Below are 23,015 nucleotides of genomic sequence, written 5' to 3' on the forward strand. Positions count from 1 at the left end.
AAGAGCCATCCAAGGAGTCCAAGATGTACAAGAAAATTCTTACAGCCATCTCCGTAACGAGTTGCATGCTTGTTTCCACTATGAATGTCAGCGCCGGCGAGTTAATCTACCGTCCAATTAATCCCTCATTCGGCGGCGACCCACTTAACGGAAGCTACTTGATTAACAAAGCCCAGGCCCAGGATAATAACAAGGATCCCGATATGCCTGACTTCGGGAGCTTCAACGAGACTGACCTGTTCCTACAAGATTTGAGAAATACTCTGGTCAGTGAAGCTATTACCGATGCTGTCGAAGGTGAAGCTGGCAGAACCAGCTTGATCGAGAGCACCAATCTGAGGGTGAGAGTGGAAAGCCTAGGTGGAGGGGGATTCCGTATGAACATCCTGGATCGACGAACGGGAGAACAAACAACCGTCAACCTCGGACAGCCTTCGGCACCGTTCTGATAACGAAAAAACAGGGTAAGGGAGCAGAATAATGAAGCTGGCCACAACACTATGCGTAGCGGGCATACTAACGTTGAGTGGTTGCGCGGGCGTAGTCACCTCCTACGATAACCTCGAGGGGGCGCCCGCCACCTTGACACCGCGTACCAGCACCTACACGGATCTGGTCAGTTTACCTAGACCTAGTGCCCCCATTCTCGCCGCGGTCTATGACTTTCGGGACCAGACTGGCCAATACCGCCCCTCACCGGCCAGTACCTTCTCGACGGCGGTGACACAGGGGGGGGCCGCCATGTTGAGCTCGGCACTAGCCGATTCGGGATGGTTCACCCCCCTGGAACGAGTCGGGCTTCAAAACCTTTTAACAGAGCGGCGTATCATACGCGCGAATCTGGAACGCATGGGTCGGGAGCATGAACTGTCGTCCCTGAATGCGGCCAGGGTGCTTCTTGAGGGTGGCATAATCGCCTACGATTCCAATATGAAAACAGGCGGTGTGGGTGCCGAATACTTCGGTATCGGCGCATCGACTCAATATCAGGTCGATCAGGTTACCGTTAACCTGCGCGCCGTTGATATTGCTAGCGGTGAAGTTCTCGGCAATGTCACAACCAGCAAGACAATCTATTCACACGAGGTCCGAGCCGGTGTGTATCGCTTCATCAGTTTCCGGCGCCTTCTAGAGGCCGAGGCGGGCTTTACTCAAAATGAGCCGGTCCAGATGGCGGTGATGTCCGCCATCGAGTCTGCGGTCATCCACATGGTTACGCAGGGAATTGACAGGGGGCTATGGAACCTGCAAAACCCAGAAGATGTCGGTCACGATGTTTTCGCATCCTACCGTGAAGCTGAAGTGCCAATGCTTTAAAAATGAGTGCCACAGGTGTTAACAAGAAACCTTTAGATTCTGAAATAATGCTTTATCGCCAGCCAGATAACTGGCTGGCGCTTTTACGCGGCCAGCTTTTACGCGGCCAATAGAAATTCGCAAAACTCCGGAGTCGCCACGCTGCACGCCTATCACCGGTGATGTATCGCTCATGGACGTAGCTGAGCGTATCGAAGTCCCGGAAGCATACAAGGCCATCACAGATGACCCGGCTGCCGGGCGCAATGAGCCGTTGGGCATAGGTACGTATTTCGGCAAGGGTATAACGGCTCACACGGCAAAGCTGAACACGCTATTCCGGCCCTGTGGCTGATTAAGCTGAGTCATCGGATAAGGCAATGACCAGAAAACTCAGAAGCCCATTTCATGCTAAATAACCATGACAATGTATCCAACTGTATATATTGTGTAAGTGTAGTTAACAAGGAAGGGCCTAGCCATGAAGCTTTCTCGACTGCTAACTCTGACGGCTGCCATTGCGCTGACTTCCAGCGTACAGGCTTATGACATTCATCACGCGTCTGAGTTGTTGGCCAGCGGCCAATATCAAGGAACAGAGAATAATGCTCTTACCTATCAGGTCGGCCAGTATAACGATGCGGGAATCTATCAGTCAGGTGCCAATAACAATGCCACCACCGCTCAGATCGGCCGAAGCAACCAAGCCTTAAGTACACAATACGGCATCGGTAACGATGCCAGAATACTTCAGTTAGGCCAAGGTCTTGACGCTAGAATCAGCCAGACAGGAAACGGGCATGATGCCAGCATCCTGCAATCAGGCTACGGCAAGGAAGCCAGCATAAAACAGCTTGGAAGCCATGGTAATGTAAATCTTGTGCAGCTTGGTAATTCTCGCGGGAACCCAGTGGAGGTAACGCAGTTTTCCCGCGGCCGAGCCGCAATCCAGGTCATCCAGCATTAATCACAGGTAGATGCCTGGCAAGGTGGAGTCATTCAAAAATCGGTGACTCCATAAAACTCACCTGGCAAAACACAATAACCGTAATGCCAGGCCAAGATAAAGAGGGTTGATCATGAAGCTCAAGGTGACTTTCATTGCAGCTGCAATTGCCATGTCTGCAGGTCATGCCATGGCGGACAGAAACGATGCAATTACCTATCAGTATGGCTGGGGCAATGACGCCTCCGTTGATCAAGCAAGCGCCAGGCGTAGCTCCGCCGATATCTGGCAACACGGCGCGCATAATGCCAGTGACATCGATCAGCGTGGGAGCCGTCACGAGGCAGTGACTGAACAGTTCGGCACAGGAAACGATATCGAGGTAGACCAGAGAGGCACCAGGCATTCTGCCACACACTATCAGGCTGGCTGGTATAACAAATCGAGCAGTGATCAGCGTGGTAGCCGTAACACTGTCGCTGTACAGCAGTTTGGTGCCGGGAACTCCTCCACCGTGGAGCAAAGTGGTAGCCGCAATAACACGGATGTCTTACAGAACGGAAAAATGAACCGTTCCATGGCCGATCAAAGTGGCAGCTTTCAGCAAGCCAATGTATCCCAGAGCGGCTATGGGAACAGCTCTGATGTCGTTCAGACCGGTCATTATCAAAATGCTGATGTGAACCAGTCCGGCATCAAAAACTCCTCCGATATCAGCCAGAGCGGAGAAGGCTTGAGGGGCGGTGAGAACTATGCATCTGTAAACCAGTCAGGCTACTTCGACAGTTCCTCAATTGAGCAGTCTGGTTTCCGCAACGTTGCCCATACTACCCAGAGTGGGTTCAACAACGATGCCGACGTAAGCCAGGAAGGCCTCAAGAACTACTCCGAGGTCAACCAGTCTGGATGGAATGATATTGCCAACGTAGATCAGCAGGGTGAATACAACGTTTCCAATATCACCCAAGCAGCGGCAGGTCCGATGAGCTGGATGAGCAATAACGCTACCCATATTCAGCACGGCGCAGTTAATGTTGCCACTTCCTATCAATATGGTGGCAATAATACAGCTCGTATCGTCCAGTAATACTGGTCAATCAGCCGCAACTAACCTGGCCTCACCGAAAGGTGAGGCCAGGTTCTTCTTTTGCGCAGTTAATGCTTGGATTAAAGCACGTGACGAGGACCCCGTATAATCATTTATTGCACGGATAGCCGCATCACACTCCCAGCGCCGTCCATGCGGGAAGTGCTACGGTTGCTTCCCTTGCGAACCTCGATTGCCAGATTTCCCTCGCTCTGCAGAGTAACCTCTAGAGTCACTCCCTCGCCGGGATATTCAAGTTGAGAGGGTGCCGAGCCTTCCAGAGAATAAGAGTAAGACTCACTGTTGCCATGGACGGTCAAAGTGCCACTGTAGCGTGCTCCATGCGTTCCAGAGATGGCGATATAAATCATCTGCTTTGTATCCTGTTGAATGCCGGGCACCTGTCTAGCCTTCGCGGCGGATAGGTCTGTAACCATCACGGCAAGCGGGACTAGCATAAGCCAGAGGGCAAGCTTCATCGGTTCCTCCACGTCTTGGGCCGAGGTTGACACCGCCTAGGCGGGCGAGCCGCCGATACCCAAGAGGCTAGCTTAAAAGACGATACCAGCGCCCACATCACTCGCCAATGCCCGGTCCAGAACCTCCGAAGCCCGGCACATGGTCGGGCTTCGGGGTTCTGAAGGGCCTGACCCTGCTGGGAATCAGACAGGGCGGCGGCCAACGGAGTAGTAGGTGAAGCCTTTGCTGGCCATGCGTGATGGCACGAACAGGTTGCGGCCATCGAAGAGGGTCGGCTCGGCCAACTGCTGCTGGATCAGCGTGAAGTCCGGGGCGCGGAAGCTCTGCCACTCGGTCACGATCACCAGGGCGTCGGCCCCCTTCAGGGCGGTTTCCTTGGTGCCGCACAGGGTCAGGTCGTCACGGCTGCCGTAGAGCCGCTGGGCTTCTTCCATGGCCTCGGGGTCATAGGCCTGCACCCTGGCACCCGCCTCCCACAGCGCCTCCATCAGCACCCGGCTCGGCGCCTCGCGCATATCATCGGTGTTGGGCTTGAAGGCCAGGCCCCACAGGGCGAAGGTCTTGCCGGCCAGCTCGCCCTTATAGTGCTGGTGGATCTTGTCTAACAGGGTGGTCTTCTGCGTGGCGTTGCGCGCCTCCACCGCCTTGAGCACCTTGGCATCGTACGCGATGTCATCGGCGGCGCGGATCAGCGCCTGCACATCCTTGGGGAAGCAGGAGCCGCCATAGCCCACCCCCGGGTAGATGAAGTGGTAGCCGATGCGGGGATCGGAGCCGATGCCCTGGCGCACCGCCTCGATATCGGCGCCCAGCCGCTCGGCCAGGTTGGCCATCTCGTTCATGAAGCTGATCTTGGTGGCCAGCATGCAGTTGGCGGCGTACTTGGTCAGCTCGGCGCTGCGCACATCCATGACGATCACCTTGTCATGGTTGCGATTGAACGGCGCGTAGAGTTCGCGCAGTACCTCCACGCTCGCGTCGCGCTCGGTGCCGATGATGATGCGGTCGGGCTTCTGGCAGTCGGCCACCGCACTGCCCTCCTTGAGAAACTCCGGGTTGGAGACCACATCGAAGGTCAGCGCCTCGCCCTCTTGCTCAGCCCCAGCCCGCGCCGCCAGCACCTCGGCCACCCGCGCCCGCACCCTGTCCGCCGTACCCACCGGCACGGTGGACTTGTTCACGATGATGCGGGGCGCCGCCATGTGCTCGGCGATGGTCTCGGCCACCTTGAGCACGTACTGCAGGTCGGCACTGCCGTCCTCATCCGGCGGGGTGCCCACGGCGATGAACTGGATATCGCCATGGGCCACGGCCATGGCTGCGTCGGTGGTGAAGCTCAGCCGGCCGGCGGCGTGATTCTCCTTCACCAGGGTCTCGAGGCCCGGCTCGTAGATGGGGATGATGCCCTGCTCGAGCTTGCCGATCTTCTCGGCGTCCACGTCCACGCAGACGACCTGATGGCCCACCTCGGCCAGAATGGTGCCCTGCACCAGGCCCACATAGCCGGTGCCGAAAACGGTAACGTTCATGGTTCACTCCTTAAACCTGATAGAAATCCCTGTACCACGCCACGAAATTGGCCACCCCCTCCTTCACCGGCGTGGCGGGCTTGTACCCCACGGCCTTTTCCAGCTCGCTGGAGTCGGCGTAGGTATCCGGCACATCACCCGGCTGCAGCGGCAGCAGCTCCTTGATCGCCTCCTTGCCCAGCGCCTCCTCGATCGCCTCGATATAGGCTGAGAGCTTCACCGGGTCGTTATTGCCGATATTGAACAGCCGGTAGGGCGCGTTGCTGGTGGCCGGGTCGGGGGCGTCGCTGTTCCACTCGGGGTTGGGCCTGGCGATATCATCGCTGGCGCGGATCACCCCTTCCACGATGTCGTCGACATAGGTGAAGTCGCGGGTGTGGTTGCCGTGGTTGAACACCGGGATCGGCTCACCGGCCAGGGTCTTCTTCGTGAACAGGAACAGCGCCATGTCCGGCCGGCCCCAGGGGCCATAGACGGTAAAGAAACGCAGCCCGGTAGTCGGCAGAGCGAACAGATGGCTGTAGCTGTGCGCCATCAGCTCGTTGGCCTTCTTGGTGGCGGCGTAGAACTGCAGCGGATGGTTGACGCCCTCGTGCTCGGAGAACGGCATCCTGGTATTGGCGCCATAGACGCTGCTGGTGCTGGCGTAGGTCAGGTGCTCGACCCGGTGGTGGCGACACGCCTCGAGGATATTGGTGAAGGCCACCAGATTGCTCTGCACATAGGCGTGGGGATTCTCCAGCGAGTAGCGCACCCCGGCCTGGGCGGCCAGGTGGATCACCCGCTCGGGGCGATGCGCCGCGAACGCCGCGTTCACTGCCGACAGATCGGCCAGGTCCTCGCGCACGAACACATACTCGCTGCCGGTACGCCGGGCGGTCTCTTCCAGAATCTCCAGGCGGGCTTCCTTGATCGTGGGGTCGTAATAGTCGTTGACCACATCGAAGCCGATCACGCTGTCACCGCGTTCCAGCAGACGCTTGGCGGTGTGGAATCCGATAAAGCCGGCGTTGCCGGTCACAAGAATTTTCATTGCCATCCTACGAGAATCAAGTGTTCAAGGGGCCGCAGCGTCTCAATGATATCACGTCGGGCAAGGGGCGCTTCGTGAGGTGCTGACCCTCAAAGCGTCTGAAGGTCCGGGTGATCCCACCCGTTCGCTGCCCTATCGGGGTGCTGCTTCAGCTTGTGCATGAGCTTGACCCAGCCGGGGTGCCGAACCCATACCCTGGCCGGCGCTTGCCGGATGCCCAGCACCTTGGCCATCGCAAGCCGATGGTTACCGTCATAGGCCCCCATCAACTCCCCATGCCTCCCTATATGCAGTTGCAGCGTCCCCTTTTGAGGGTCAAACCCATGCGTCCTGATCTCCTCGAACAAGGGGTCGAAATGTGACGTGTAGTAGCCGGCGATATCACCGAGCGAGCGATATCCACGATAGGCCGTGCCCTGGCGGCGCAACTGTTCCTCGTACCTGGCGAACAGGGGCGTGGCTTCCCAAGGCACCCCTTCAATGAAGCGCAGGCGCACCGCCTCGACTTTAACATTGTCATCCAATGGATAAGCATCGATGTCCCAGTCACCATCCCTCACGCTGCCGATCAGTAAGGGTCCGGGAAAGGCCCGGGATTCCCTCACCTTGCGGCAAACATCGGCAGGATCGATCCAGATGATCTTTTCGGGATCGGGCTGGTAGCCGGCCGCGAGCCAACTCCAGGCCTTCCGCAGCTTTATCCCCAGCCGGGAATTGAGCAGCGTCTCGACGACCACTCCAGCACTTCTGACCATGACCTATCTCCCTGAAAGCACCACTCATGCATGTCAGAATGTTATCACTCTGTAACATTAATGTCACCAAAACAGGGATGATCCCCTGACCGCAACATCGCCACGCCGGCCAAACGCCAACGGCTTGAAAGTGGCAAAAATTCAATTAATTCATTTTTATTTCAATCTATTAACGCTCTAGTCCTGTCACAATAGCATGAACAGACTAGTGCTCTTCACACCATAAATATCAGGTCAGGCTGTCGCAACGCATTTCGTAATATCTTGTATCAAGCAACGACAACTCACGATTTCCAACGACGCCATCTGCAGGAGGCCCCATGCTCAATGGCCCGTTTTCCCCCTGGCCCTCCTTCACTCGGGAAGAAGCCGATGCCGTGCAGCGGGTGCTGCTCTCCAACCAGGTGAACTACTGGACGGGGCAGGAGTGTCGCAAGTTCGAGCAGGAGTTCGCCGGCTTCGCGGGCACCGAGCATGCCATCGCCGTCTCCAACGGCACCACCGCACTGGACCTGGCCTTGAAAGGGCTGGGCATCGGGCCGGGCGATGAAGTCATCGTCACCTCGCGGACCTTCCTGGCATCCGCCTCATGCATCGTCAACGCCGGCGCCACGCCGGTGTTTGCCGATGTCGATCGTGACTCCCAGAACATCACCCCATCCACCGTGGCCGAGCAGATCACCCGCAGCACCCGCGCCATCATCGCCGTGCACCTGGCCGGCTGGCCCTGCGAGATGGACAAGCTCATGGCATTGGCCAGGGCCTGTGACCTGAGTGTGATCGAGGACTGCGCCCAGGCCCACGGCGCACGGTATCGCAGGCAGAGCGTGGGGAGCCTCGGGCATGTGGCCGCCTGGTCCTTCTGCCAGGACAAGATCATGACCACCGGGGGCGAGGGCGGCATGGTGACCACCCGCGACCCGGTGCTCTGGGAGCGCATGTGGGCCTACAAGGACCACGGCAAGAGCTGGGACGCCGTCTACCGGCAAGCGCATCCCCCCGGGTTCCGCTGGCTGCATGACAGCATCGGCACCAACTGGCGGCTCACCGAGATGCAGGCGGCCATCGGCCGCATCCAGCTGCAGCGCATGCCCGGCTGGCATGCCGCTCGCCTGGCCAACGCCACGCAGATCTGGGAAGCCGCCAGCCAGTGCCCCGGGCTGAGAGTTCCCGCAGTGCCCGAGCACCTGGAGCATGCCGCCTACAAGTGCTACGTCTTCGTCAGGCCCGAGGCCCTGGCCCAGGGGTGGAACCGGGAGCGCATCATCAACGAGATCAACGAGGCCGGCGTGCCCTGTTTTTCGGGCAGCTGTTCCGAGATCTACCGGGAAAAGGCCTTTGCCCCCCGGGAAGGCCAGCCCGACTGCCGGCCACGCCAACGGCTGCGCGTGGCGCGGGAACTGGGCGAGACCAGCCTGATGTTCCTCTGTCACCCCACGCTGACCCGGGATGAGGTCGAGCTCACCGGCCAAGTGCTGCGCCGGGTCATGGACCGGGCAACCAGGCAGCCAGCCTCATGCGCCCCCTCGGCAACCCAGATGCCTGCCCAGCTACGCTAGATGCGCCCACAAACGGCAAAGCCCGGCACAAGGCCGGAGCCCCAAGTAAACTGCCAAGGCCGACATCTACTGGTGGGAGCTGGGCTCCGCCCGGCGAATGGCGCCGAAGGCGCCCAGTGGGGACTTTGGGTGTCTGACCCTCAAAGCCCCTACCCTTCGCCGAAGACCTCGGCCAGTGACTGGGCATCCAGCAGGTTCTCGGCCCAGCGCTCCAGCTCAACGGTAGTGGCCTGCTGAAGTCGCTGCTCGGTTTCGGCATCGAGTGGACCAAAGCGGCGCACCAGCTGCTTGCGGAGTAGGATCTGTTCGCCCTCCTGCCGCCCTTCCTGCCGACCCTCCTGCCGCCCCTGCTGCATGCCTTCTGAACGTAACCGCTCAGCCAGTCCAGTCATGGAGGTGCTCTCCTGCGGGTAACGGGATTTGTATAGCTGCCACTCTGCATCACTCAACCCGGTGTAAATATCGACAAAATCAAGATATTTGATCTGCTTCTCGATATTCGGTTCCAGTTTCAGCAGCCCCTCGATCGCCTTGGCGTAGACCTCGACCTTCTGCTCAGGCGTCCACTGCTTGTTGGGCAGGTTCAGCCGGGCAACCAAGTTATCACTATCAAGGTACCGCTCCACCGGGGTCGCCGCCAGCACACAGGCCAGGTATTCGAACGCCAGATAGCGGTGCTTTTCGCTGCCCAGCGCCAGCTGGCGAGGTATTGCTGGGTTCTCATGCAGGAAGATCACAACCGGCACCACCCGCTCGGTGGTCAGCAGCTCGGCCAGGTCCAGGCAGTAGTGGGCCAGGCGATGGATCGAGAAGCGCTGCGGGTTCGTCTCCTCCTCGAGCACAAACAACAGTGCCTCGCGGCGCCCGTCCGGCCACTCCACCAACAGCGGCACATCCAGTTCGCGAAAGCGCTCGCCCAGCCGCTCCTTGAGCTGCTCCTGGCGCAGCGGGGTGATGCTCACGCTGGCATCGATATCCCCTGCCTCGTCTGCGGCGAAGAAGGCCAATGCCTCACGGGGGTAGTCAAGAATCAGGTTCTTGAAGTTCTGATCATGGCTGACGGGACGTGCCATGGCGGTTCCCTCTGAGGGTTGATCGCCTTGCCTGTTCAAGCCTTGCGGCGGCCCATGCAAAAACTGTAGATAACGACAGCCTGTATATCCAGCCATGTCAGTTCGCCGGGGGCCGGCAGGGCTTTGAGGCCTTTGGGGGTCTGACCCTCAAAGCCCGCCGCCCCTTCCAGCGACGACTTCAGCCTCACCCCACCGGCCCGGCCCGCAACGCCTGGATATACCGCACCAGATCCTGGGTTCGCCCCTCGCTGACCAGTTGCTCGGGGGTACGGTAATCGAACGTGCTGATCGGCTCGTTACGGAACCAGAACAGCGCCTGCTGAAAGTCGCCACTGATGTCCGTGGCGGCACGCAGCACTTGCAGCGCTTCCCGCAGGAAACCTTGAAGCTTCTCGGAGCCCTGGGCGCGCGACACCGTGACTCGATGCACATGGGCATCGGCAGCCAGGGCCTGCAGGTCCATGCTCAGCGCACGGGCGAACAGCTTGGGGTCGATGATCGGCTTGCCCGCCGCCGTGGCGGATCGCCTCAGATCCTCCACGAACCGCTCATACGTCTCGGGCGCTTGGTACTCATCCGGATCCATCACGGCGTCAGCACTCATGGCAGGCACTCCGCTGGGTACAGGCAAAGCAATACGCAACATCATTGCTGCATAAATGCATCACTGCATTATAGCTAGCCGGCCCCACCCTGCCACGGCCCTGACCCAACCTGCGCGGCATAGCGGCTTTGGGGGTCTGACCCGAATGGCACTCGCCTTGCACGAACAGCTCGTAGAGCGCGCAGGCGGCCTCGGAGCAGCGTGGTGTCAGGCCGCCGATCACCCGGTCATTCTGCACCAGCTCGCGCACCACATGGCCGGGCAGCACCCGCTCCGGGCAGCTTGCGGTTGGCCTCTTCCGGCCAGGGGAAGTAGAGGTTGCCGGTGCGCAGCCCCGCTTCCACATGAGCCACGGGGACCTGCTGGTAGTAGGCGGCAAGCGTAGCCGCCCCCGGCTGCATGATCAGTATCGGTGGCATCCACGTACTGCAGGTCGCCATAGACCGCCTCCACCGCCGGGTCCTGCCGTGGGTGTCCAGGTAGCCGACCACGAACTCCTTGGTTACCCCTCCGCGAACAGGGCGTCGAGGCTGTCGGCGGTGAGGATCCTGGCGACCCAGGCATCCAGCTGTTCGTCACTGGCCTGCTTCAGGCGCTCATCGGCCCAGGCGGGAAGATCACCGAATTTCAGTTCGATCTGTTTGCGTAGCGTGCCTTCCACACCTTCGTGGCGGCCCTGCTGCATGCCCTGCTGCATGCCCTTCTGCATACCTTCCTGCATGCTTTCTGTTCGCATACGCTCTACCAGTCCGGTCATGGCGGTGCTCTCCTGCGGGTAACGGGATTCGTATAACTGCCGTTCGGTATCGCTCAATCCCGTATAAATATCGATAAAATCCAAGTATTTGATCTGCTTCTCGATGTTCGGTTCCAGCGTCAGCAGTCCCTGGATCGCGCTGGCGTAGATGTCGATCTTCTGCGCCGGCGTCCGCTGCATGTTCGGCAGGTTCAGCCGGGCGACAAGGTTGTCACTGTCAAGGTACCGCTCCGCCGGGGTTGCCGCCAGCACGTAGGCCAGGTAGTCGAAGGCCAGGTAGCGATGCCGTTCACTGCCCAGTACCAGCTGCCGGGGTATTCCCGGGCTCTGATGCAGGAAGATTACCACCGGCACCACCCGCTCGGTCGCCAGCAGCTCGGCCAGGTCCAGGCAGTAGTGGGCCAGGCGATGGATCGAGAAGCGCTGCGGGTTCGTCTCCTCCTCGAGCACAAACAACAGTGCCTCGCGGCGCCCGTCCGGCCACTCCACCAACAGCGGCACATCCAGTTCGCGAAAGCGCTCGCCCAGCCGCACCTTGAGCTGCTCCTGGCGCAGCGGGGTGATGCTCACGCTGGCATCGATATCCCCTGCCTCGTCTGCGGCGAAGAAGGCCAATGCCTCACGGGGGTAGTCAAGAATCAGGTTCTTGAAGTTCTGATCATGGCTGACGGGACGTGCCATGGCGGTTCCCTCTGAGGGTTGATCGCCTTGCCTGTTCAAGCCTTGCGGCGGCCCATGCAAAAAACTGTAGATAATAACAGTCTGTATATCCAGCCATGTCAGTTCGCCGGGTGCCGGCAGGGCTTTGAGGCCTTTGGGGGTCTGACCCTCAAAGCCAGCTACGCTAGCTGGCGACGGGGGCCCTCGCCCCGCCCACAAACGGCGAAGCCCGGCACATGGCCGGGCTTCGCATCTGCGGGAAAAAGGGTAACGCGGCGGTATTACCCCTCCCGCCCCACCATCAGCAGCCCCAGGGCCTCATACACCGCCCGTTCACTCTTGCGCAGATGGCCGGCAGACGGCACCCAGAACCCCAGCGAGCGCTCCCGGCCAACGTTTACCAGATAGTGGGTAGGCGCGGCAACCGGGTCCAGTCCCACCTGCTGGAAATGGCGCATCGAGCGGGGCATATGCGAGGCCGAGGTCACCAGCACCACCCTGGCGCCCTCCCCCAGCGCATCGCGAACCGCCTGCGCCTCCTGCCCGGTATCGGTGGGCCAGTCGAGCACGCGCAGCTGCGCCTCGGGCACGCCCAGCTCCCTGGCCGCCTGGGCATAGCCCTGGGCAATGGGCGCCACGTCGGCTCGACGACTGGCCCCGGTCACGATCAGCGGCAGCTCGGGCGCCAGGCGCCACAGGCGTATGCCCTCCATCAGGCGAATGGCGGAGCTATCGTTCAGGCGGCCGACGCTCGACCAGGGCGCATCGGGCCGCCAGCCACCGCCCAGCACCACCACGGCCTCGGCAGTGGTGCCATCGGGCAGCGCCTGAAGGGACGGGTGCCGGGTCTCCAGCGGCATCAGCAGCCGCTCGGCCACCGGCCCCCAGCTACTCAGCACCAGAACCGCCAGGCCCAGTGTGGCGACCGACCATCCGGTGCGCCGGTAGCGCCACATCAGCAGCACCAGGCCCAGCCCCATCAGCCCCAGGCTGATGGGCAACGGCATCAGCAGCTGCGCGGCCAGGCCCTTGATCAGATCGTACATCACAGTTCTCCCTCAGGCGGTGCAACCCGGGCCCCCACCCGTGGGAGCCCGATTTATCGGCGATTGGTGGCGTTACCGGCGTTGACCGGCTGGCGGGGTCAGACCCTTAAGCGCCCTTAAGGGTCTGACCCGGGAGGCTGGGAGGCTTCCGGAGGTTGAGGGGTGGGCTACACTGAGGCAGGCCACAACATGCCATAAAGGGGGATTGGCCATGCCCCGCCCCGCTCGTATTCTCCTGCCGGTGACGCCGGTTCATCTGGTGCAGCGCGGCAACAATCGCGGCGCCTGCTTCCGGTTTCGAAGCGATGCCCGGCGCTATCTCGACCTGCTCGACGAGTCGCGCCAGGAGTATCGGGTCGACGTACACGCCTATGTGCTGATGACCAACCATGTGCACCTGCTGGCCACGCCCCGCGACGACCCGCTCGGCATCAGCCTGATGATGAAGAGCCTCGGGCAGCGCTACGCGCAGTATTTCAACCGGCGCCACGAACGCACCGGCGGCCTCTTCGAGGGGCGCTACTACTCCTGCCTGGTGGGGGAAGAGCCTTACCTCTTCGCCTGCTACCGCTATATCGAGTTGAACCCGGTGCGGGCGGGGATGGTCGAGCGGCCGGAGGACTACCCCTGGTCGAGCTACCCGGCCAACGCCCTGGGTGCCGAGGACCCTCGGGTCACGCCCCATGCACTCTACCTGGCCAGCGCCAAGGATCCCGAACGGCGCCGACACCACTACCGGCAGCTCTTCGAGGCGCCGCTACCCGACGCTACGCTGGAGGAGATTCGCCAGCAGACCCGCCGCGGCCACCCCTATGGCAGCGAGACCTGGCGGCAACGGCTGGCCGGGGCAGCCCCCTAAGCGCGAGAGCCCGATAACCACAGTTGACACCCAACAGACTGCCAACTATGGTTGACATATGATCGAGCTTATCAAGACCGATATCTTTGATCACTGGCTGCGCGGTCTGCGCGACACTCGGGCCCGCGCCAAGATCACGGTGCGGCTCAGACGACTCAGCCTCGGTAACCCCGGCGACGTCAAACCTGTCGGTGAAGGCATCTCGGAACTGCGCATACCCCATGGCCCCGGCTATCGGGTCTATTACTTCACCAAAGGGCCCATCGTAGTGGTACTACTCTGCGGAGGCGACAAGAGCAGCCAGCCCAGCGACATCGAGCAAGCCAAAGCCATTGCAAAGCAGTGGAAGGAGTAACCCATGGCAACACAACAGCAGGTGACATTCAGCCACTACGACACCGCCGAGTATCTCCAGACCGAAGAGGAGATCGCCGCCTACCTGGAGGCCGTGATGGAAGAGAACGACCCCTCACTCCTCGCTGCCGCCCTGGGTGACGTTGCCCGTGCACGCAACATGAGCCAGCTGGCCAAGGAAGTTGGCATGAGCCGCGAGGGGCTCTACAAGGCGCTTTCAGGCGAAGGCAACCCCGCCTTCTCCACCATCAACAAGGTCGCCAACGCCCTGGGTCTACAGCTGACCATCAAGCCGATGTCCCAGCCTCCGGCCCCTTGACCCTCCAAGGGGGCTTAAGGACCTGGCCACGGCCAGCGAAGCGCGTCACCGGCCGCACGCACGCCGGGCATCGAAGTATTCATTGGGGTCAGACCCCTAAGGGCGCTTAAGGGTCTGACCCCGATGGGGGCCCTCGCTCCTCGTAGCCGGTGAACGCGGTGGCACCAGCACCAGCGCCCAGGCCAGGTAGGCGGCCAGCACCTGCGGGTAGGCAAAGAAGGTGTAGCTGAGGCCGAAATCGAAGAACATCACCGGCAGCAGCAGGCCGGCCAGGGCCAGGCTGCGCGCACCGCCATGAGCCCCGGGTAGAGCGCGCATCACCGCCCAGAGCGGCACGAGGTAGAGCCCCAGGACGACCAGCAGGCCCGGCAGGCCACGCCGCACCCAAGCGTCCAACGGGTCGTTGTGGGCGTGCCAGTGGCGGGCCACCGAGGCGATCAGTTTGCCCTCCTCCACCTGCTGGCGCATGCCGTCACGGTAGCCCTGGTGGCCATGGCCGAGCAGCGGGCGCTCGGCGATCAGCGCCGCACTGCCGCGGTAGATCTCCAGGCGGGTGCCTACCGACCCGCGGGGGTCGCCGGCCAGGTAGGCCTGGACTTCCGCCACGGCGATCGCCACCCGCCCCTGCACGCCACTCTGGGGCAGCGCCACAACAAGCGCGAGCAGGCCAACGGCCACCAGCCCCAGTCCCCACTGGCGGCGCACCGGCCAGCGACGCCACCACAGGCGATAGAGCAGCCAGACGGCCACCGGCAGGGCCACCCAGCCGCCGCGACTCCCGGAGAGCAGCGAGGCCAGAAGCCCGCCCAGGGCGCCGGCCAGCAGCCAGGCCAGCCAGGGCCGGCGCCGGGGCTGCGACCAGGCCCAGGCCAGCCCGGCCAGGCAGCAGACCCCGGCCAGCAGCGACAGGTTGCCATAGAGGATCGCATGCATCGGGTCGAGCCCGTCGGCGCGTGACACCCCGAGCTGCCCACGCTGCCACAGCGCCCAGACACCGGTGATGATCCCGGTGAGCCCCAGGCCCCACCACCAGGTCGCCTGCCAGGGGGCCAGCAGCGGGCGCGCCCCGGCCGCCAGGCCGGCCATCAGCAGCACGACGGCGAAGGGCAGCGCCCGCCGCCCCTCGCCGTGCCAATAGCCCGTGGCCCACCAGGCCAGCGCCGCCACCGCCAGCAGCAGGGGCAGGCGCCAGTCGGGCCGCTGCGAGGCCAGCAGGTCGCGCCCCGCCCCGGCCAGCCCCAGCAGCGCCAGGGCGCCGAGGGTCCACAACCCGCCGCGGGGCAACAGCAGCGGCGCCACGGCCACCAGCGGCAGGCACAGGCGTGCCAGGTTGTGAAGCCACCGGCTGAGGGTGTATCCCGGCGCCGGTGGCGCTGGGTAGCTGACGTCAACGAGCGACATGTGATCTCTACACGGAGAGGGGACAAGCTGGGTGGCCTGGCGTGTTGGGGCCCTGCTCTACTAAGCCCGAAGATACCGCTCCGCCGAGCTAGCCGCCAGCATACGGCAGGGCTTTGGGGGTCTTTCCCTCAATGCTCCATGGCAACATCATGACGCCCCCGCTCCTTGAGCCAAGACTTCTGGATCACCGCGAGCTGTCCGGCGGCCGTGATCAGCACCATAAAGGCAAGCGATTCCGGGTACTGGGCCGGCATGGCGAGCAGCGCCATGACCAGCACGGTGACGCCGCAGCTGAGCACGCCCAGCGCCCAGGAGGAGTGCCAGACGCGCTTGAGCGCCATCCACACCACCGCCTGAACGGGGATCAGCACCACGGCGGCGAAGCCGATCAGGCCCACCAGGCCGAGGCCGGAGGCCACGGCGGCCACCATCGAATAGTAGTTGGGATAGCCCGCCAGCCTGGCCTCTACCCCGGCCGGGGCGAGCTGGCCGCTGCCGAGCAGCCAGTTGTCCTGCCAGGCCTGCCAGGCGTGGTGCCACAGGGTCAGGCGCTCGACCATGCCGGGGTGCAGCGCCTGGGCCTCGGCCATCTCGCCGCGCAGCGCCATGCCCAGCGCCTGCAGCGGTTCGACGACCACCAGCGCCAGGGCCGAGCCACCGCCCAGCATCAGGTGCAGGCTGCCGGCGCCCAGCAGCGCCAGGCCCAGCACCACCAGCAGGCCTAGGCGGCCGATACGATAGCCCTGGTGGCGCCCCAGCACCGGGCTCATCGCCGCAAAACACAGCACCCCGGCCAGGGTGGCCAGCCAGGCGCTGGTGAAGCCCGTGCCCATCAGGATGACCACCCCGGGCACCGCGCACACCAGCGACACCGCCACCTGATAGGCGGGCCGCCAACCGGTACCCAGCCGCTGCAGGCCCGAGAACAGCAGCGCCAGCAGCAGCATCAGCCCGGCGCTGGCCATGAAGCCCACCCGCCCCGGCTCGCCCCAGGCCCAGGGGCTGGTCAGCGCCCCCTGCTCCAGGCGCACCCAGTCGGCCTGCATCACGAAGGCCACGGCCCCGCCGCTCAGCAGGGTCAACAGCAGCCAGGTCCAGTGCACCCGCAGTTGTGCCAGCCACCACGCCAGCGGCAAACTGATCAGCCCGCTCAGGGCCAACACGCTGAGGTCGCCCTGCTCGAAGCCCCCACCGGACACGAGCCGCAGCAGCACAAAACCACTCAGCGCCAGGCTGATCCAGAGCAGTGGCAGGCGCGACAAATCGCGCCACAGCACCGGTGCCGAGGCCAGCGCCGCCGCCAGCAACATCGCCGCGCCGACCAGCATCAGCGGCATGTTCAACGGCAGGCTGAAACACAACACGTAAGCCCCCAGCACCGCCACGCGCCGGCGCAGGCCGCCCACCAGCGGGCGATGGCGCAGGCGAACCAACAGGCGCTCCTGCTGATGGGCCCTGGCCGCACCCAGGGTGGCCAGGTGCAAACGGCGCAGCGCCTTGCTGGTACGCCAGGCGCGCCGCACAAACAGATCATGCAGTATCAACAGTCCCACCAGGCCCACCAGCAGCAGCACATCCGGCACGCCAGCCAGCGAGAACATCACCCCCACCGCCCCCAGTGCCGCCACCAGCAGCATCAGCAACAGAGTGGTCTGCCCCGGGGTGAAGCCGGCCCGCAGGAAGATATGGTGCAGGTGGTCGCGGTCCGCGGCGAAGGGGCTGCGCCCCTTGCGGATGCGGCGCACCATCAGGCTCAGGGTGTCCATCACCGGCAGGGCCAGCACCCAGCCGTAGGCGATGGGGCTGACCACCGCGTTGGGGCTCTGGGAGAGCGCCACCACGAACCAGGCGATGGCGAAGCCCAATGCCATGCTGCCGGCATCGCCCATGAACACGCTGGCCTTCTGCCGCAGGGGGTGGCGCATATTGAACAGCAGAAAACCCACCAGTGAGGCGGCCAGGGTCACGATCACCGCCAGCAGCGTCAGCTGGTTCTGCAGCGCCGCCACGAAGCCCAGCCAACCCAGCACGCTCAGCGCACTGCCGCCGGCCAGGCCGTCGACCCCGTCCATCATGTTGATGGCGTTGATCAGCCCCGCCACGGCCACCACGGTGAAGGGGACGGCCAGCCAGCCCAGGTGCAACTCGCCCACCAGCGGGAAGCGCCCCAGGTAGCCGAGTACCTGCTGCCCCCAGACCACCATCAGCGCCGCCACCGCCAGCTGCACGCCAAGCTTCACGGTGCTGCGCATGTCGCGGGCGTCATCGATCACCCCGCAGGCCACCAGCGCCACCAGCCCGACGTAGAGCGGCATCAGTTCGCCCAGGGGCACCGAAAGCAACGGCTGCACCAGCAGAAAGCCGATGAACACCCCCAGCCCCCCGGTCAGTGGAATGGTACCCTGATGCTGCTTGCGCCCACCGGGCATGTCGGCCAGCCCCCAGGCCACCGCCGGGCGGCGCAGCAGCAGAATGGAGAGCGCGGAAAGACCCAGCGCCAACAGCGGGAGAAGTGGAGTCACAGCCATGTGAGAAACCTCATTCCATAAGCGCACGGGTATGCCCGGCGCCGATGCGCCCGACGAACAGCCCGGGAGGGTGGGATAACGTCAGTGATGAAGTAACCAGCCGAGGGCCGGGAACCAGAGGCTAAGAATTGAGAATCGGAGGGCCCGATGGTTCAGGCATCAGGAGGCGGCCAGCCTGGAATCCAGGACATCATTGGCGATCGCTGGCTGCCGGTGAGTGGCCTGTCGTGGCGGTGACCTTCACGCCCGCGGCCCTCTCCAAGGCCGCCAACATCTTCTCCGCCTGGCGATCCCGCGAGTAGGCCTGGGCAGCCTTGAGCCCGCTTTCCCGCAGCGCGGCGCACTGCGCCGGGTCATCCTTCAGCGCTTCGATCGCCCTGGCCATGGCCTGAGGGTCTTCGGGGGGAACGCAGACCCCGGCACCCGCGTCACGCAGGATGCCGGTGGCCTCGCCGTCCGGCAGCGACATCAGCACCGGAATGCCCATGGCCATGCACTCGAACATCTTGGAGGGAATCACGCTCTCGAACACCGGCGTATCCCGCAGCGGGATCAGCGCCAGGTCGCACAGCGACCAGTAGCCCGGCATGGCCTCTTTCGGCTGGCGCGCCACGAAGCGCACATTGGTCAGCCCCTGCGCCCGGGCGCGGCTTTCCAGTTCGGCCTTGGCCGCGCCGGCACCGACGAACAGGAAGACAATGCTGTCGTGATCGCGCAGCCGCTCGGCGGCCTCCAGCACCTTGTCGAGGGCATGGGCCATCCCGTGAGTGCCCAGGTAGCCGACCACAAACTTGCCCTCCAGACCGTGTTCGCGCTGAAGCGAGGCATCTGCCGTCATGGGGGCATAGCGCGCCAGGTCGACGCCGTTCAGCACCACCTCGATCTTGTTGCCATCGATGCCGCGGGAGATCAGGTCCTGCTTGAAGGCGTGGGTCACCGCCACCACTCGCCGGGCACGGCGATAGAGAAACAGCTCCAGTTTCTCGAGCAGCCGGATGGTACGGCTCTCCTCCATGGCCCCCACGGCGACGATCGAGGCCGGCCAGAGATCGCGCAGCTCGAAGATGAACGGCTTGCGCCGCACCGCCGCCAGGGCCCAGCCCCCCACGGCGGCGAAGAACTGGGGTGAACTGGCCACGATCACATCCGGGCGCTTCTGGAAAAGCCCCCCGATGAAGCCGCTGATCATGAAGGAGACATAGTCCAGGGTGCGTTTCAGGAAGCCCTCGTTGGAGGTGATATAGCTCTTCACCCGCACCACCCGGATGCCGTCCCACTCCTCCACCGCATGCCAGCGGTTGCGGTAGCCGGGAAAGACCTTGCCCTCCGGGAAGTTGGGCGCACAGGTCACGACCGTGACCTCGTGGCCGGCTCGCACCCAGCGCACGGCATGGTCATAGAGCCGGTTGGCGGGAGCATTGGTTTCGGGGGGGAAGTTATCCGAGAGAAACAGGATGCGCATGGGACTCGTCTTCAAGCGAAAAGGAGAACGGGGCGGGAGCCGGGCTCAGGCCCAACGAAAAGCGGTGGAACAGGCAGCGGCCGTGAACGCCACCACCAGGCACTGGCTGGGTTGAGACTCGCCGAAGCGGGGATGCCAGCTGGCGGACTCGACACGCGCCTCGCCGCCCTCGATGGCCAGGAGCAGGCGGCGGCCATCGGGCAGGGTCAGCTCGCCGCGGCGGCCATCCTGCAAGGCCAGTGACACCGCCGGATGACAGTGGAAGCGCGCCTCGGCCCGGGAGAAACGCCCCTCGAGCCGGTCCTCAACGACCAGCCCCTCGTCCTGGAAGCACCACTCGCGATGGTGAATCACCTTGCCGGGCAGGCGCCGATAGCCGTCGTGGCTGCCGCTCACCCTCAACCCCGCCCCCTCGGCATCGATGCCGACCGGCCCCGGCCGCGCCCGGCGCGCGACCCGGAAGCCGGCCCACACTTCGGAAGAGTTCTCGCCGTCCACCACCACGGTGTTGTGGGCGGCGGTGGAGCGCTGCCGATGCCGCTCGGCGTCCTCGCCGTACCGGGAGATACCCGAATTGACCAGCACCCGTTGGCCGAACAGGCTGAGCTCGAAGCTCAGGGAGTCGGCATGGGCATGGCCGGGCTGGTAGTCCGGCCCCACCGGGGCAAGATCGAGCAACGCCCGGCTCCCCTGCCCCCACTCCACGCCGACATAGCCACTCGATACCGCGTGCCGCACGCGATAGTCCCCCGCCTGCCTCGCCACTAGTCGGCCACTGTCCGCCGGCAGTTGAACGCCCAGGCAGTCGGCATAGCCCTTCACGTCCGCCAATGCCGGTGCGATACCGAAGGTCGCATCGTTGAAGAAGCCGACGTCGCCATCCGGGTGGCTCATCATTTCTAGCCATGCCAGCCCTCGGGCCAGCGTCTCGCGCCAGCCTTCGGCGCGTTGGCGCAGCTCGGCAAGGCCGGAGCACTCGGCCAGGTGGATCAGGTCGGCCAGGTCCCAGATCAGGGTGGCGTGATACATCGGCGAGCGTTCGAAGTGGCCGCCGTCATCCAGGAACTGCTCCGGCACCTCGGCATCGAGGATGGCAAGGCCCTGCCGCAACCAGCGCTCGGCGTCTTCACCCTGCAGGAAGACACCCGCGAAGGTCAGCGCCTTGCCGTTGGCGAAGAGGTGATTGGCCAGAATGTGATACTCGCGCTGGGCCGAGAGCGCCTGGGCCTGGCGCGCCAGGCTATCCAACCAGGCCTGCGGGATCGGCTCGCCGCCCTGCCAGGGTTCCCCGCTTAGCCACTTGACCAGGTTCACCAGGCGCAGCGACAGCGTATAGGGCTCCCAGCCATTGCCGGCCAGCGGCGGGTTCTCGTTGATCCAGCGCGCCACCAGCTCGCGGTGCTCGGCTGGGCGCGTCTGCGCCCCTTGCGCGCACAGGTCATCCAGGTAGTGAAGGTTATAGAGCCACAGCTTGCTCTTGCCGGGATGGTTCCAGTCGTCCGCGCTGGCGAGACCACCCCGCTCGCCGAGAAACTCGAACTCCCACTCCCCTGGCTCTCCCTCCCCTGATGTCTCCTCGCGTATCAATCCCGCCGACATCCAGGCCGGCGCCGACCAGGCGCCGACCCACTGGCGCCGTTCCACCGGCCCCAGTGGGGCCATAGCCTGCCGCCGCACCCGGCCGCGCAGCAAGCGGTAATAGAGCCGCCAGCCGATCTGTCCAGGCTTGAGGTAGCGGACGGTATGAAACAGGCGCGAGTAACGCAACAACATGGAAAGTTCCGTTTTCAAGACCAAAGAACAACGCCGAAGACTTGGCTTCGGCGGTTCTCCATCACACGATTGTCGATTCTTGGGTCATCGATAGAAGAAGGGGCGTCAGCCCACCGGTTTCATCAGGGGAATGGTGGGGCGCGGCAGGCGTGCTTCGGCCGACATCCGCAATGCGTGCTCACGCCAGAACGGCCAGGTATTATGTACGGCGTTGTATCGCATGAATTCACTGATTGCCGCTTCGGAAAGGCCATCTCGGTAGCGGTAGGTCGCAGCAAAGCAAGCCGTGATCTCAGCCAGCACATGTACCGAATCTTCATCGCCTGCCTCAGGCAGAAGTACAAACCTTACCCCATAATCGATACGCGCCCTAAGCAGGCTATCGGCGTCGCTCTCGACGGACTTAACAGGCTCCAGCAGATCGACAGAAACGGCCAGCTTATCCTGCTGAATCATTCCTTCGGGAACATTATTCTGATGAATTTCATCATGACGGCTCACGGCAGAGCCATAGAGATAGATATCAACAATCTCTACTTTTTCTGTTGCCTCGGCTATCAGTTTCTTATCCATACCGCAGCTCTTCTACGGCCAAGGTCTTGACGCGATAGTGTGATGGGCCGCTGCTTTCCATGCCATCATCGGCATCTGGAGAGTGAGTCTCCCAAGACTCGGCACCCCTTGGTTCACCGGATATCTGGTGGCTGATAACACGCTTTCGAAAAATAAAAGAGCCACGAGTCATGACTTTCAAATCATCGACCAGCTCCGGGTGGCGAGAGCACAAGCGCAGCAATCTGTCCATCGCGGCGCTTTGGGTCACTTCCCCTCTTTCGTATTTGGAAAAAGCATTTCTGCCTCCGCCAAATAGCAGTGCCGCCATTTCCTGGTTGAGGTCGAGCTCACTGCGCAGCCGAACAATGTCGTTACCGGTCAACAGGCCATCGTGAGCACGCTTCGCATCGCGGGCTGCAGCATCATTACGCCGAATCTGCTCCGTCGCAACAAACTCCCTCCCACAATTGGCACACACCGAATACTCCATCGGAACCTGTAGCACGGCTTCTTTATACTTCACCGGCTCTACTTCGGTATATTGCTGAATCTCGTGGGAACCGCACAGTTTGCAATGTCCCATGATGTCACCTCTTCTCAATACTGCGCCAGATGGAAAGACCCGAGATCCACGACCAAGCAGCTATCGATCAAGCAAAATTTCACGTATAGCCGATCTGTCTCTCCATCCTGACCATCCGGCCGCGGATAGCGACAAATATACTCATCGTCGCCGGGTTCGGCTTGCCGAACATGGCTCTTGCTGAAATCCGCTTCGCCTAGCGTCGCCAGACAATCAGCAACGTCCTCAAGTTCATACCCGAGGTTCGCCACATCGCGCATGACCTTGCGTCCCCGATATTCAATTCGTAGCTGCCTCGCCGCCGCATGGACATCGTTCAGGTCATAGATCGGCACCGCCCACCTCTTCTAACCACC

Annotated in this window: 24 protein-coding genes and 2 pseudogenes; 8 read left to right on the forward strand and 18 right to left on the reverse strand. The window is 62.8% G+C overall.

What is annotated here, in order from left to right; all coding sequences use genetic code 11:
• Positions 1-23: 23 nt before the first annotated feature.
• Together ACM26W_RS11760 and ACM26W_RS11765 are read left to right on the forward strand one after the other, a co-directional pair.
• Entirely contained in the window at positions 24-449 is a 426-nt protein-coding gene (locus ACM26W_RS11760) for a curli assembly protein CsgF (RefSeq protein ID WP_416137181.1), read from the forward strand.
• Between the two features lie 31 nt (positions 450-480).
• Complete coding sequence (locus ACM26W_RS11765; RefSeq protein WP_416137182.1) at positions 481-1,317, forward strand: CsgG/HfaB family protein; 837 nt, start codon at positions 481-483, stop codon at positions 1,315-1,317.
• A 121-nt stretch (positions 1,318-1,438) separates the two neighbouring features.
• Here ACM26W_RS11765 and ACM26W_RS11770 read toward each other — a convergent pair.
• A pseudogene (locus ACM26W_RS11770) lies at positions 1,439-1,630 on the reverse strand (transposase); the annotation flags it as partial.
• Positions 1,631-1,777: 147 nt separating this feature from the next.
• Here ACM26W_RS11770 and ACM26W_RS11775 point away from each other — a divergent pair.
• Both ACM26W_RS11775 and ACM26W_RS11780 read left to right on the forward strand, forming a co-directional pair.
• Positions 1,778-2,263, forward strand: coding sequence for a hypothetical protein (locus ACM26W_RS11775; RefSeq protein WP_416137183.1), 486 nt, complete (start codon positions 1,778-1,780; stop codon positions 2,261-2,263).
• Positions 2,264-2,375: 112 nt separating this feature from the next.
• A complete protein-coding gene (locus tag ACM26W_RS11780) occupies positions 2,376-3,329 on the forward strand; it encodes a hypothetical protein (RefSeq protein ID WP_416137184.1) in 954 nt (317 codons plus the stop codon).
• 113 nt (positions 3,330-3,442) lie between these two features.
• On the opposite strand, the gene ACM26W_RS11785 is transcribed toward ACM26W_RS11780, so the two are convergent.
• The 4 genes from ACM26W_RS11785 to ACM26W_RS11800 all read right to left on the reverse strand — a co-directional run bounded on the left by ACM26W_RS11785 (position 3,443) and on the right by ACM26W_RS11800 (position 7,126).
• Positions 3,443-3,808 carry a hypothetical protein gene (locus ACM26W_RS11785; protein WP_416137185.1) on the reverse strand — a complete coding sequence of 122 codons (366 nt, stop codon included), beginning with the start codon at positions 3,806-3,808 and terminating at the stop codon, positions 3,443-3,445.
• Between the two features lie 183 nt (positions 3,809-3,991).
• The gene (locus ACM26W_RS11790; RefSeq protein WP_416137186.1) at positions 3,992-5,338 is read right to left on the reverse strand and encodes a UDP-glucose dehydrogenase family protein; all 1,347 of its coding nucleotides are present in this window, start codon (positions 5,336-5,338) and stop codon (positions 3,992-3,994) included.
• 10 nt (positions 5,339-5,348) lie between these two features.
• On the reverse strand, positions 5,349-6,371 hold the full coding sequence (locus ACM26W_RS11795) for an NAD-dependent epimerase (RefSeq protein ID WP_416137187.1): 1,023 nt from the start codon (positions 6,369-6,371) through the stop codon (positions 5,349-5,351).
• Between the two features lie 89 nt (positions 6,372-6,460).
• A complete protein-coding gene (locus tag ACM26W_RS11800; RefSeq protein WP_416137188.1) occupies positions 6,461-7,126 on the reverse strand; it encodes a hypothetical protein in 666 nt (221 codons plus the stop codon).
• Between the two features lie 320 nt (positions 7,127-7,446).
• Here ACM26W_RS11800 and ACM26W_RS11805 point away from each other — a divergent pair, with 320 nt between their 5' ends.
• Positions 7,447-8,685: a DegT/DnrJ/EryC1/StrS family aminotransferase gene (locus ACM26W_RS11805; RefSeq protein ID WP_416137189.1), complete on the forward strand. Its 1,239-nt coding sequence runs from the start codon at positions 7,447-7,449 to the stop codon at positions 8,683-8,685.
• 149 nt (positions 8,686-8,834) lie between these two features.
• On the opposite strand, the gene ACM26W_RS11810 is transcribed toward ACM26W_RS11805, so the two are convergent.
• The 6 genes and pseudogenes from ACM26W_RS11810 to ACM26W_RS11835 all read right to left on the reverse strand — a co-directional run bounded on the left by ACM26W_RS11810 (position 8,835) and on the right by ACM26W_RS11835 (position 12,825).
• Entirely contained in the window at positions 8,835-9,758 is a 924-nt protein-coding gene (locus ACM26W_RS11810; protein WP_416137190.1) for a DUF4351 domain-containing protein, read from the reverse strand.
• 184 nt (positions 9,759-9,942) lie between these two features.
• Positions 9,943-10,362, reverse strand: coding sequence for a DUF2384 domain-containing protein (locus ACM26W_RS11815; RefSeq protein ID WP_416137191.1), 420 nt, complete (start codon positions 10,360-10,362; stop codon positions 9,943-9,945).
• Complete coding sequence (locus ACM26W_RS11820) at positions 10,352-10,630, reverse strand: hypothetical protein (RefSeq protein ID WP_416137192.1); 279 nt, start codon at positions 10,628-10,630, stop codon at positions 10,352-10,354. The genes ACM26W_RS11815 and ACM26W_RS11820 overlap by 11 nt, the downstream gene beginning before the upstream one ends.
• 1 nt (position 10,631) lies before the next feature.
• Positions 10,632-10,751, reverse strand: a pseudogene (locus ACM26W_RS11825) (UDP-N-acetylglucosamine 2-epimerase); the annotation flags it as partial.
• 113 nt (positions 10,752-10,864) lie between these two features.
• On the reverse strand, positions 10,865-11,800 hold the full coding sequence (locus tag ACM26W_RS11830) for a hypothetical protein (protein ID WP_416137193.1): 936 nt from the start codon (positions 11,798-11,800) through the stop codon (positions 10,865-10,867).
• Between the two features lie 260 nt (positions 11,801-12,060).
• Positions 12,061-12,825: an ElyC/SanA/YdcF family protein gene (locus tag ACM26W_RS11835; protein ID WP_416137194.1), complete on the reverse strand. Its 765-nt coding sequence runs from the start codon at positions 12,823-12,825 to the stop codon at positions 12,061-12,063.
• Between the two features lie 211 nt (positions 12,826-13,036).
• Here ACM26W_RS11835 and ACM26W_RS11840 point away from each other — a divergent pair, with 211 nt between their 5' ends.
• The 3 genes from ACM26W_RS11840 to ACM26W_RS11850 are packed head-to-tail and all read left to right on the forward strand — an operon-like array spanning position 13,037 to position 14,357.
• Positions 13,037-13,684 (forward strand): transposase, encoded by a 648-nt coding sequence (locus ACM26W_RS11840; protein ID WP_416137195.1) that lies wholly within the window; start codon positions 13,037-13,039, stop codon positions 13,682-13,684.
• Positions 13,685-13,742: 58 nt separating this feature from the next.
• The gene (locus tag ACM26W_RS11845) at positions 13,743-14,039 is read left to right on the forward strand and encodes a type II toxin-antitoxin system RelE/ParE family toxin (RefSeq protein WP_416137196.1); all 297 of its coding nucleotides are present in this window, start codon (positions 13,743-13,745) and stop codon (positions 14,037-14,039) included.
• A gap of 3 nt (positions 14,040-14,042) precedes the next feature.
• Positions 14,043-14,357, forward strand: a complete 315-nt coding sequence (locus ACM26W_RS11850) for an addiction module antidote protein (protein WP_299315917.1) — start codon at positions 14,043-14,045, stop codon at positions 14,355-14,357.
• Positions 14,358-14,453: 96 nt separating this feature from the next.
• On the opposite strand, the gene ACM26W_RS11855 is transcribed toward ACM26W_RS11850, so the two are convergent.
• The 7 genes from ACM26W_RS11855 to ACM26W_RS11885 form a co-directional block, all read right to left on the reverse strand.
• Positions 14,454-15,758 (reverse strand): O-antigen ligase family protein, encoded by a 1,305-nt coding sequence (locus ACM26W_RS11855; protein ID WP_416137197.1) that lies wholly within the window; start codon positions 15,756-15,758, stop codon positions 14,454-14,456.
• A gap of 128 nt (positions 15,759-15,886) precedes the next feature.
• Positions 15,887-18,286: a hypothetical protein gene (locus ACM26W_RS11860; protein ID WP_416137198.1), complete on the reverse strand. Its 2,400-nt coding sequence runs from the start codon at positions 18,284-18,286 to the stop codon at positions 15,887-15,889.
• A gap of 190 nt (positions 18,287-18,476) precedes the next feature.
• Positions 18,477-19,748 (reverse strand): glycosyltransferase family 4 protein, encoded by a 1,272-nt coding sequence (locus tag ACM26W_RS11865; protein WP_416137199.1) that lies wholly within the window; start codon positions 19,746-19,748, stop codon positions 18,477-18,479.
• A 45-nt stretch (positions 19,749-19,793) separates the two neighbouring features.
• On the reverse strand, positions 19,794-21,521 hold the full coding sequence (locus ACM26W_RS11870) for a heparinase II/III domain-containing protein (RefSeq protein ID WP_416137200.1): 1,728 nt from the start codon (positions 21,519-21,521) through the stop codon (positions 19,794-19,796).
• Between the two features lie 105 nt (positions 21,522-21,626).
• Complete coding sequence (locus ACM26W_RS11875; RefSeq protein WP_416137201.1) at positions 21,627-22,094, reverse strand: hypothetical protein; 468 nt, start codon at positions 22,092-22,094, stop codon at positions 21,627-21,629.
• The gene (locus ACM26W_RS11880; protein WP_416137202.1) at positions 22,087-22,659 is read right to left on the reverse strand and encodes a type II toxin-antitoxin system MqsA family antitoxin; all 573 of its coding nucleotides are present in this window, start codon (positions 22,657-22,659) and stop codon (positions 22,087-22,089) included. The genes ACM26W_RS11875 and ACM26W_RS11880 overlap by 8 nt, the downstream gene beginning before the upstream one ends.
• A gap of 14 nt (positions 22,660-22,673) precedes the next feature.
• Positions 22,674-22,994: a type II toxin-antitoxin system MqsR family toxin gene (locus ACM26W_RS11885; RefSeq protein ID WP_416137203.1), complete on the reverse strand. Its 321-nt coding sequence runs from the start codon at positions 22,992-22,994 to the stop codon at positions 22,674-22,676.
• Between the last annotated feature and the right edge of the window lie 21 nt (positions 22,995-23,015).

Source organism: Halomonas sp. HK25 (genome assembly GCF_047795635.1).
In the GTDB taxonomy this organism is placed as follows: Bacteria; Pseudomonadota; Gammaproteobacteria; order Pseudomonadales; family Halomonadaceae; genus Halomonas.

Excerpts from the sequence above, each read along its gene's own strand:
- ACM26W_RS11835 (WP_416137194.1), bottom strand. The coding sequence starts at position 12,825 with ATGTACGATCTGATCAAGGGCCTGGCCGCGCAGCTGCTGATGCCGTTG.
- ACM26W_RS11775 (WP_416137183.1), top strand. The coding sequence starts at position 1,778 with ATGAAGCTTTCTCGACTGCTAACTCTGACGGCTGCCATTGCGCTGACT.
- ACM26W_RS11810 (WP_416137190.1), bottom strand. The coding sequence starts at position 9,758 with ATGGCACGTCCCGTCAGCCATGATCAGAACTTCAAGAACCTGATTCTT.
- ACM26W_RS11870 (WP_416137200.1), bottom strand. The coding sequence starts at position 21,521 with ATGTTGTTGCGTTACTCGCGCCTGTTTCATACCGTCCGCTACCTCAAG.
- ACM26W_RS11800 (WP_416137188.1), bottom strand. The coding sequence starts at position 7,126 with ATGGTCAGAAGTGCTGGAGTGGTCGTCGAGACGCTGCTCAATTCCCGG.
- ACM26W_RS11795 (WP_416137187.1), bottom strand. The coding sequence starts at position 6,371 with ATGAAAATTCTTGTGACCGGCAACGCCGGCTTTATCGGATTCCACACC.
- ACM26W_RS11805 (WP_416137189.1), top strand. The coding sequence starts at position 7,447 with ATGCTCAATGGCCCGTTTTCCCCCTGGCCCTCCTTCACTCGGGAAGAA.
- ACM26W_RS11790 (WP_416137186.1), bottom strand. The coding sequence starts at position 5,338 with ATGAACGTTACCGTTTTCGGCACCGGCTATGTGGGCCTGGTGCAGGGC.
- ACM26W_RS11850 (WP_299315917.1), top strand. The coding sequence starts at position 14,043 with ATGGCAACACAACAGCAGGTGACATTCAGCCACTACGACACCGCCGAG.
- ACM26W_RS11760 (WP_416137181.1), top strand. The coding sequence starts at position 24 with ATGTACAAGAAAATTCTTACAGCCATCTCCGTAACGAGTTGCATGCTT.
- ACM26W_RS11765 (WP_416137182.1), top strand. The coding sequence starts at position 481 with ATGAAGCTGGCCACAACACTATGCGTAGCGGGCATACTAACGTTGAGT.
- ACM26W_RS11855 (WP_416137197.1), bottom strand. The coding sequence starts at position 15,758 with ATGTCGCTCGTTGACGTCAGCTACCCAGCGCCACCGGCGCCGGGATAC.
- ACM26W_RS11845 (WP_416137196.1), top strand. The coding sequence starts at position 13,743 with ATGATCGAGCTTATCAAGACCGATATCTTTGATCACTGGCTGCGCGGT.
- ACM26W_RS11840 (WP_416137195.1), top strand. The coding sequence starts at position 13,037 with ATGCCCCGCCCCGCTCGTATTCTCCTGCCGGTGACGCCGGTTCATCTG.
- ACM26W_RS11785 (WP_416137185.1), bottom strand. The coding sequence starts at position 3,808 with ATGAAGCTTGCCCTCTGGCTTATGCTAGTCCCGCTTGCCGTGATGGTT.
- ACM26W_RS11880 (WP_416137202.1), bottom strand. The coding sequence starts at position 22,659 with ATGGGACATTGCAAACTGTGCGGTTCCCACGAGATTCAGCAATATACC.
- ACM26W_RS11815 (WP_416137191.1), bottom strand. The coding sequence starts at position 10,362 with ATGAGTGCTGACGCCGTGATGGATCCGGATGAGTACCAAGCGCCCGAG.
- ACM26W_RS11865 (WP_416137199.1), bottom strand. The coding sequence starts at position 19,748 with ATGCGCATCCTGTTTCTCTCGGATAACTTCCCCCCCGAAACCAATGCT.
- ACM26W_RS11830 (WP_416137193.1), bottom strand. The coding sequence starts at position 11,800 with ATGGCACGTCCCGTCAGCCATGATCAGAACTTCAAGAACCTGATTCTT.
- ACM26W_RS11860 (WP_416137198.1), bottom strand. The coding sequence starts at position 18,286 with ATGGCTGTGACTCCACTTCTCCCGCTGTTGGCGCTGGGTCTTTCCGCG.
- ACM26W_RS11780 (WP_416137184.1), top strand. The coding sequence starts at position 2,376 with ATGAAGCTCAAGGTGACTTTCATTGCAGCTGCAATTGCCATGTCTGCA.
- ACM26W_RS11875 (WP_416137201.1), bottom strand. The coding sequence starts at position 22,094 with ATGGATAAGAAACTGATAGCCGAGGCAACAGAAAAAGTAGAGATTGTT.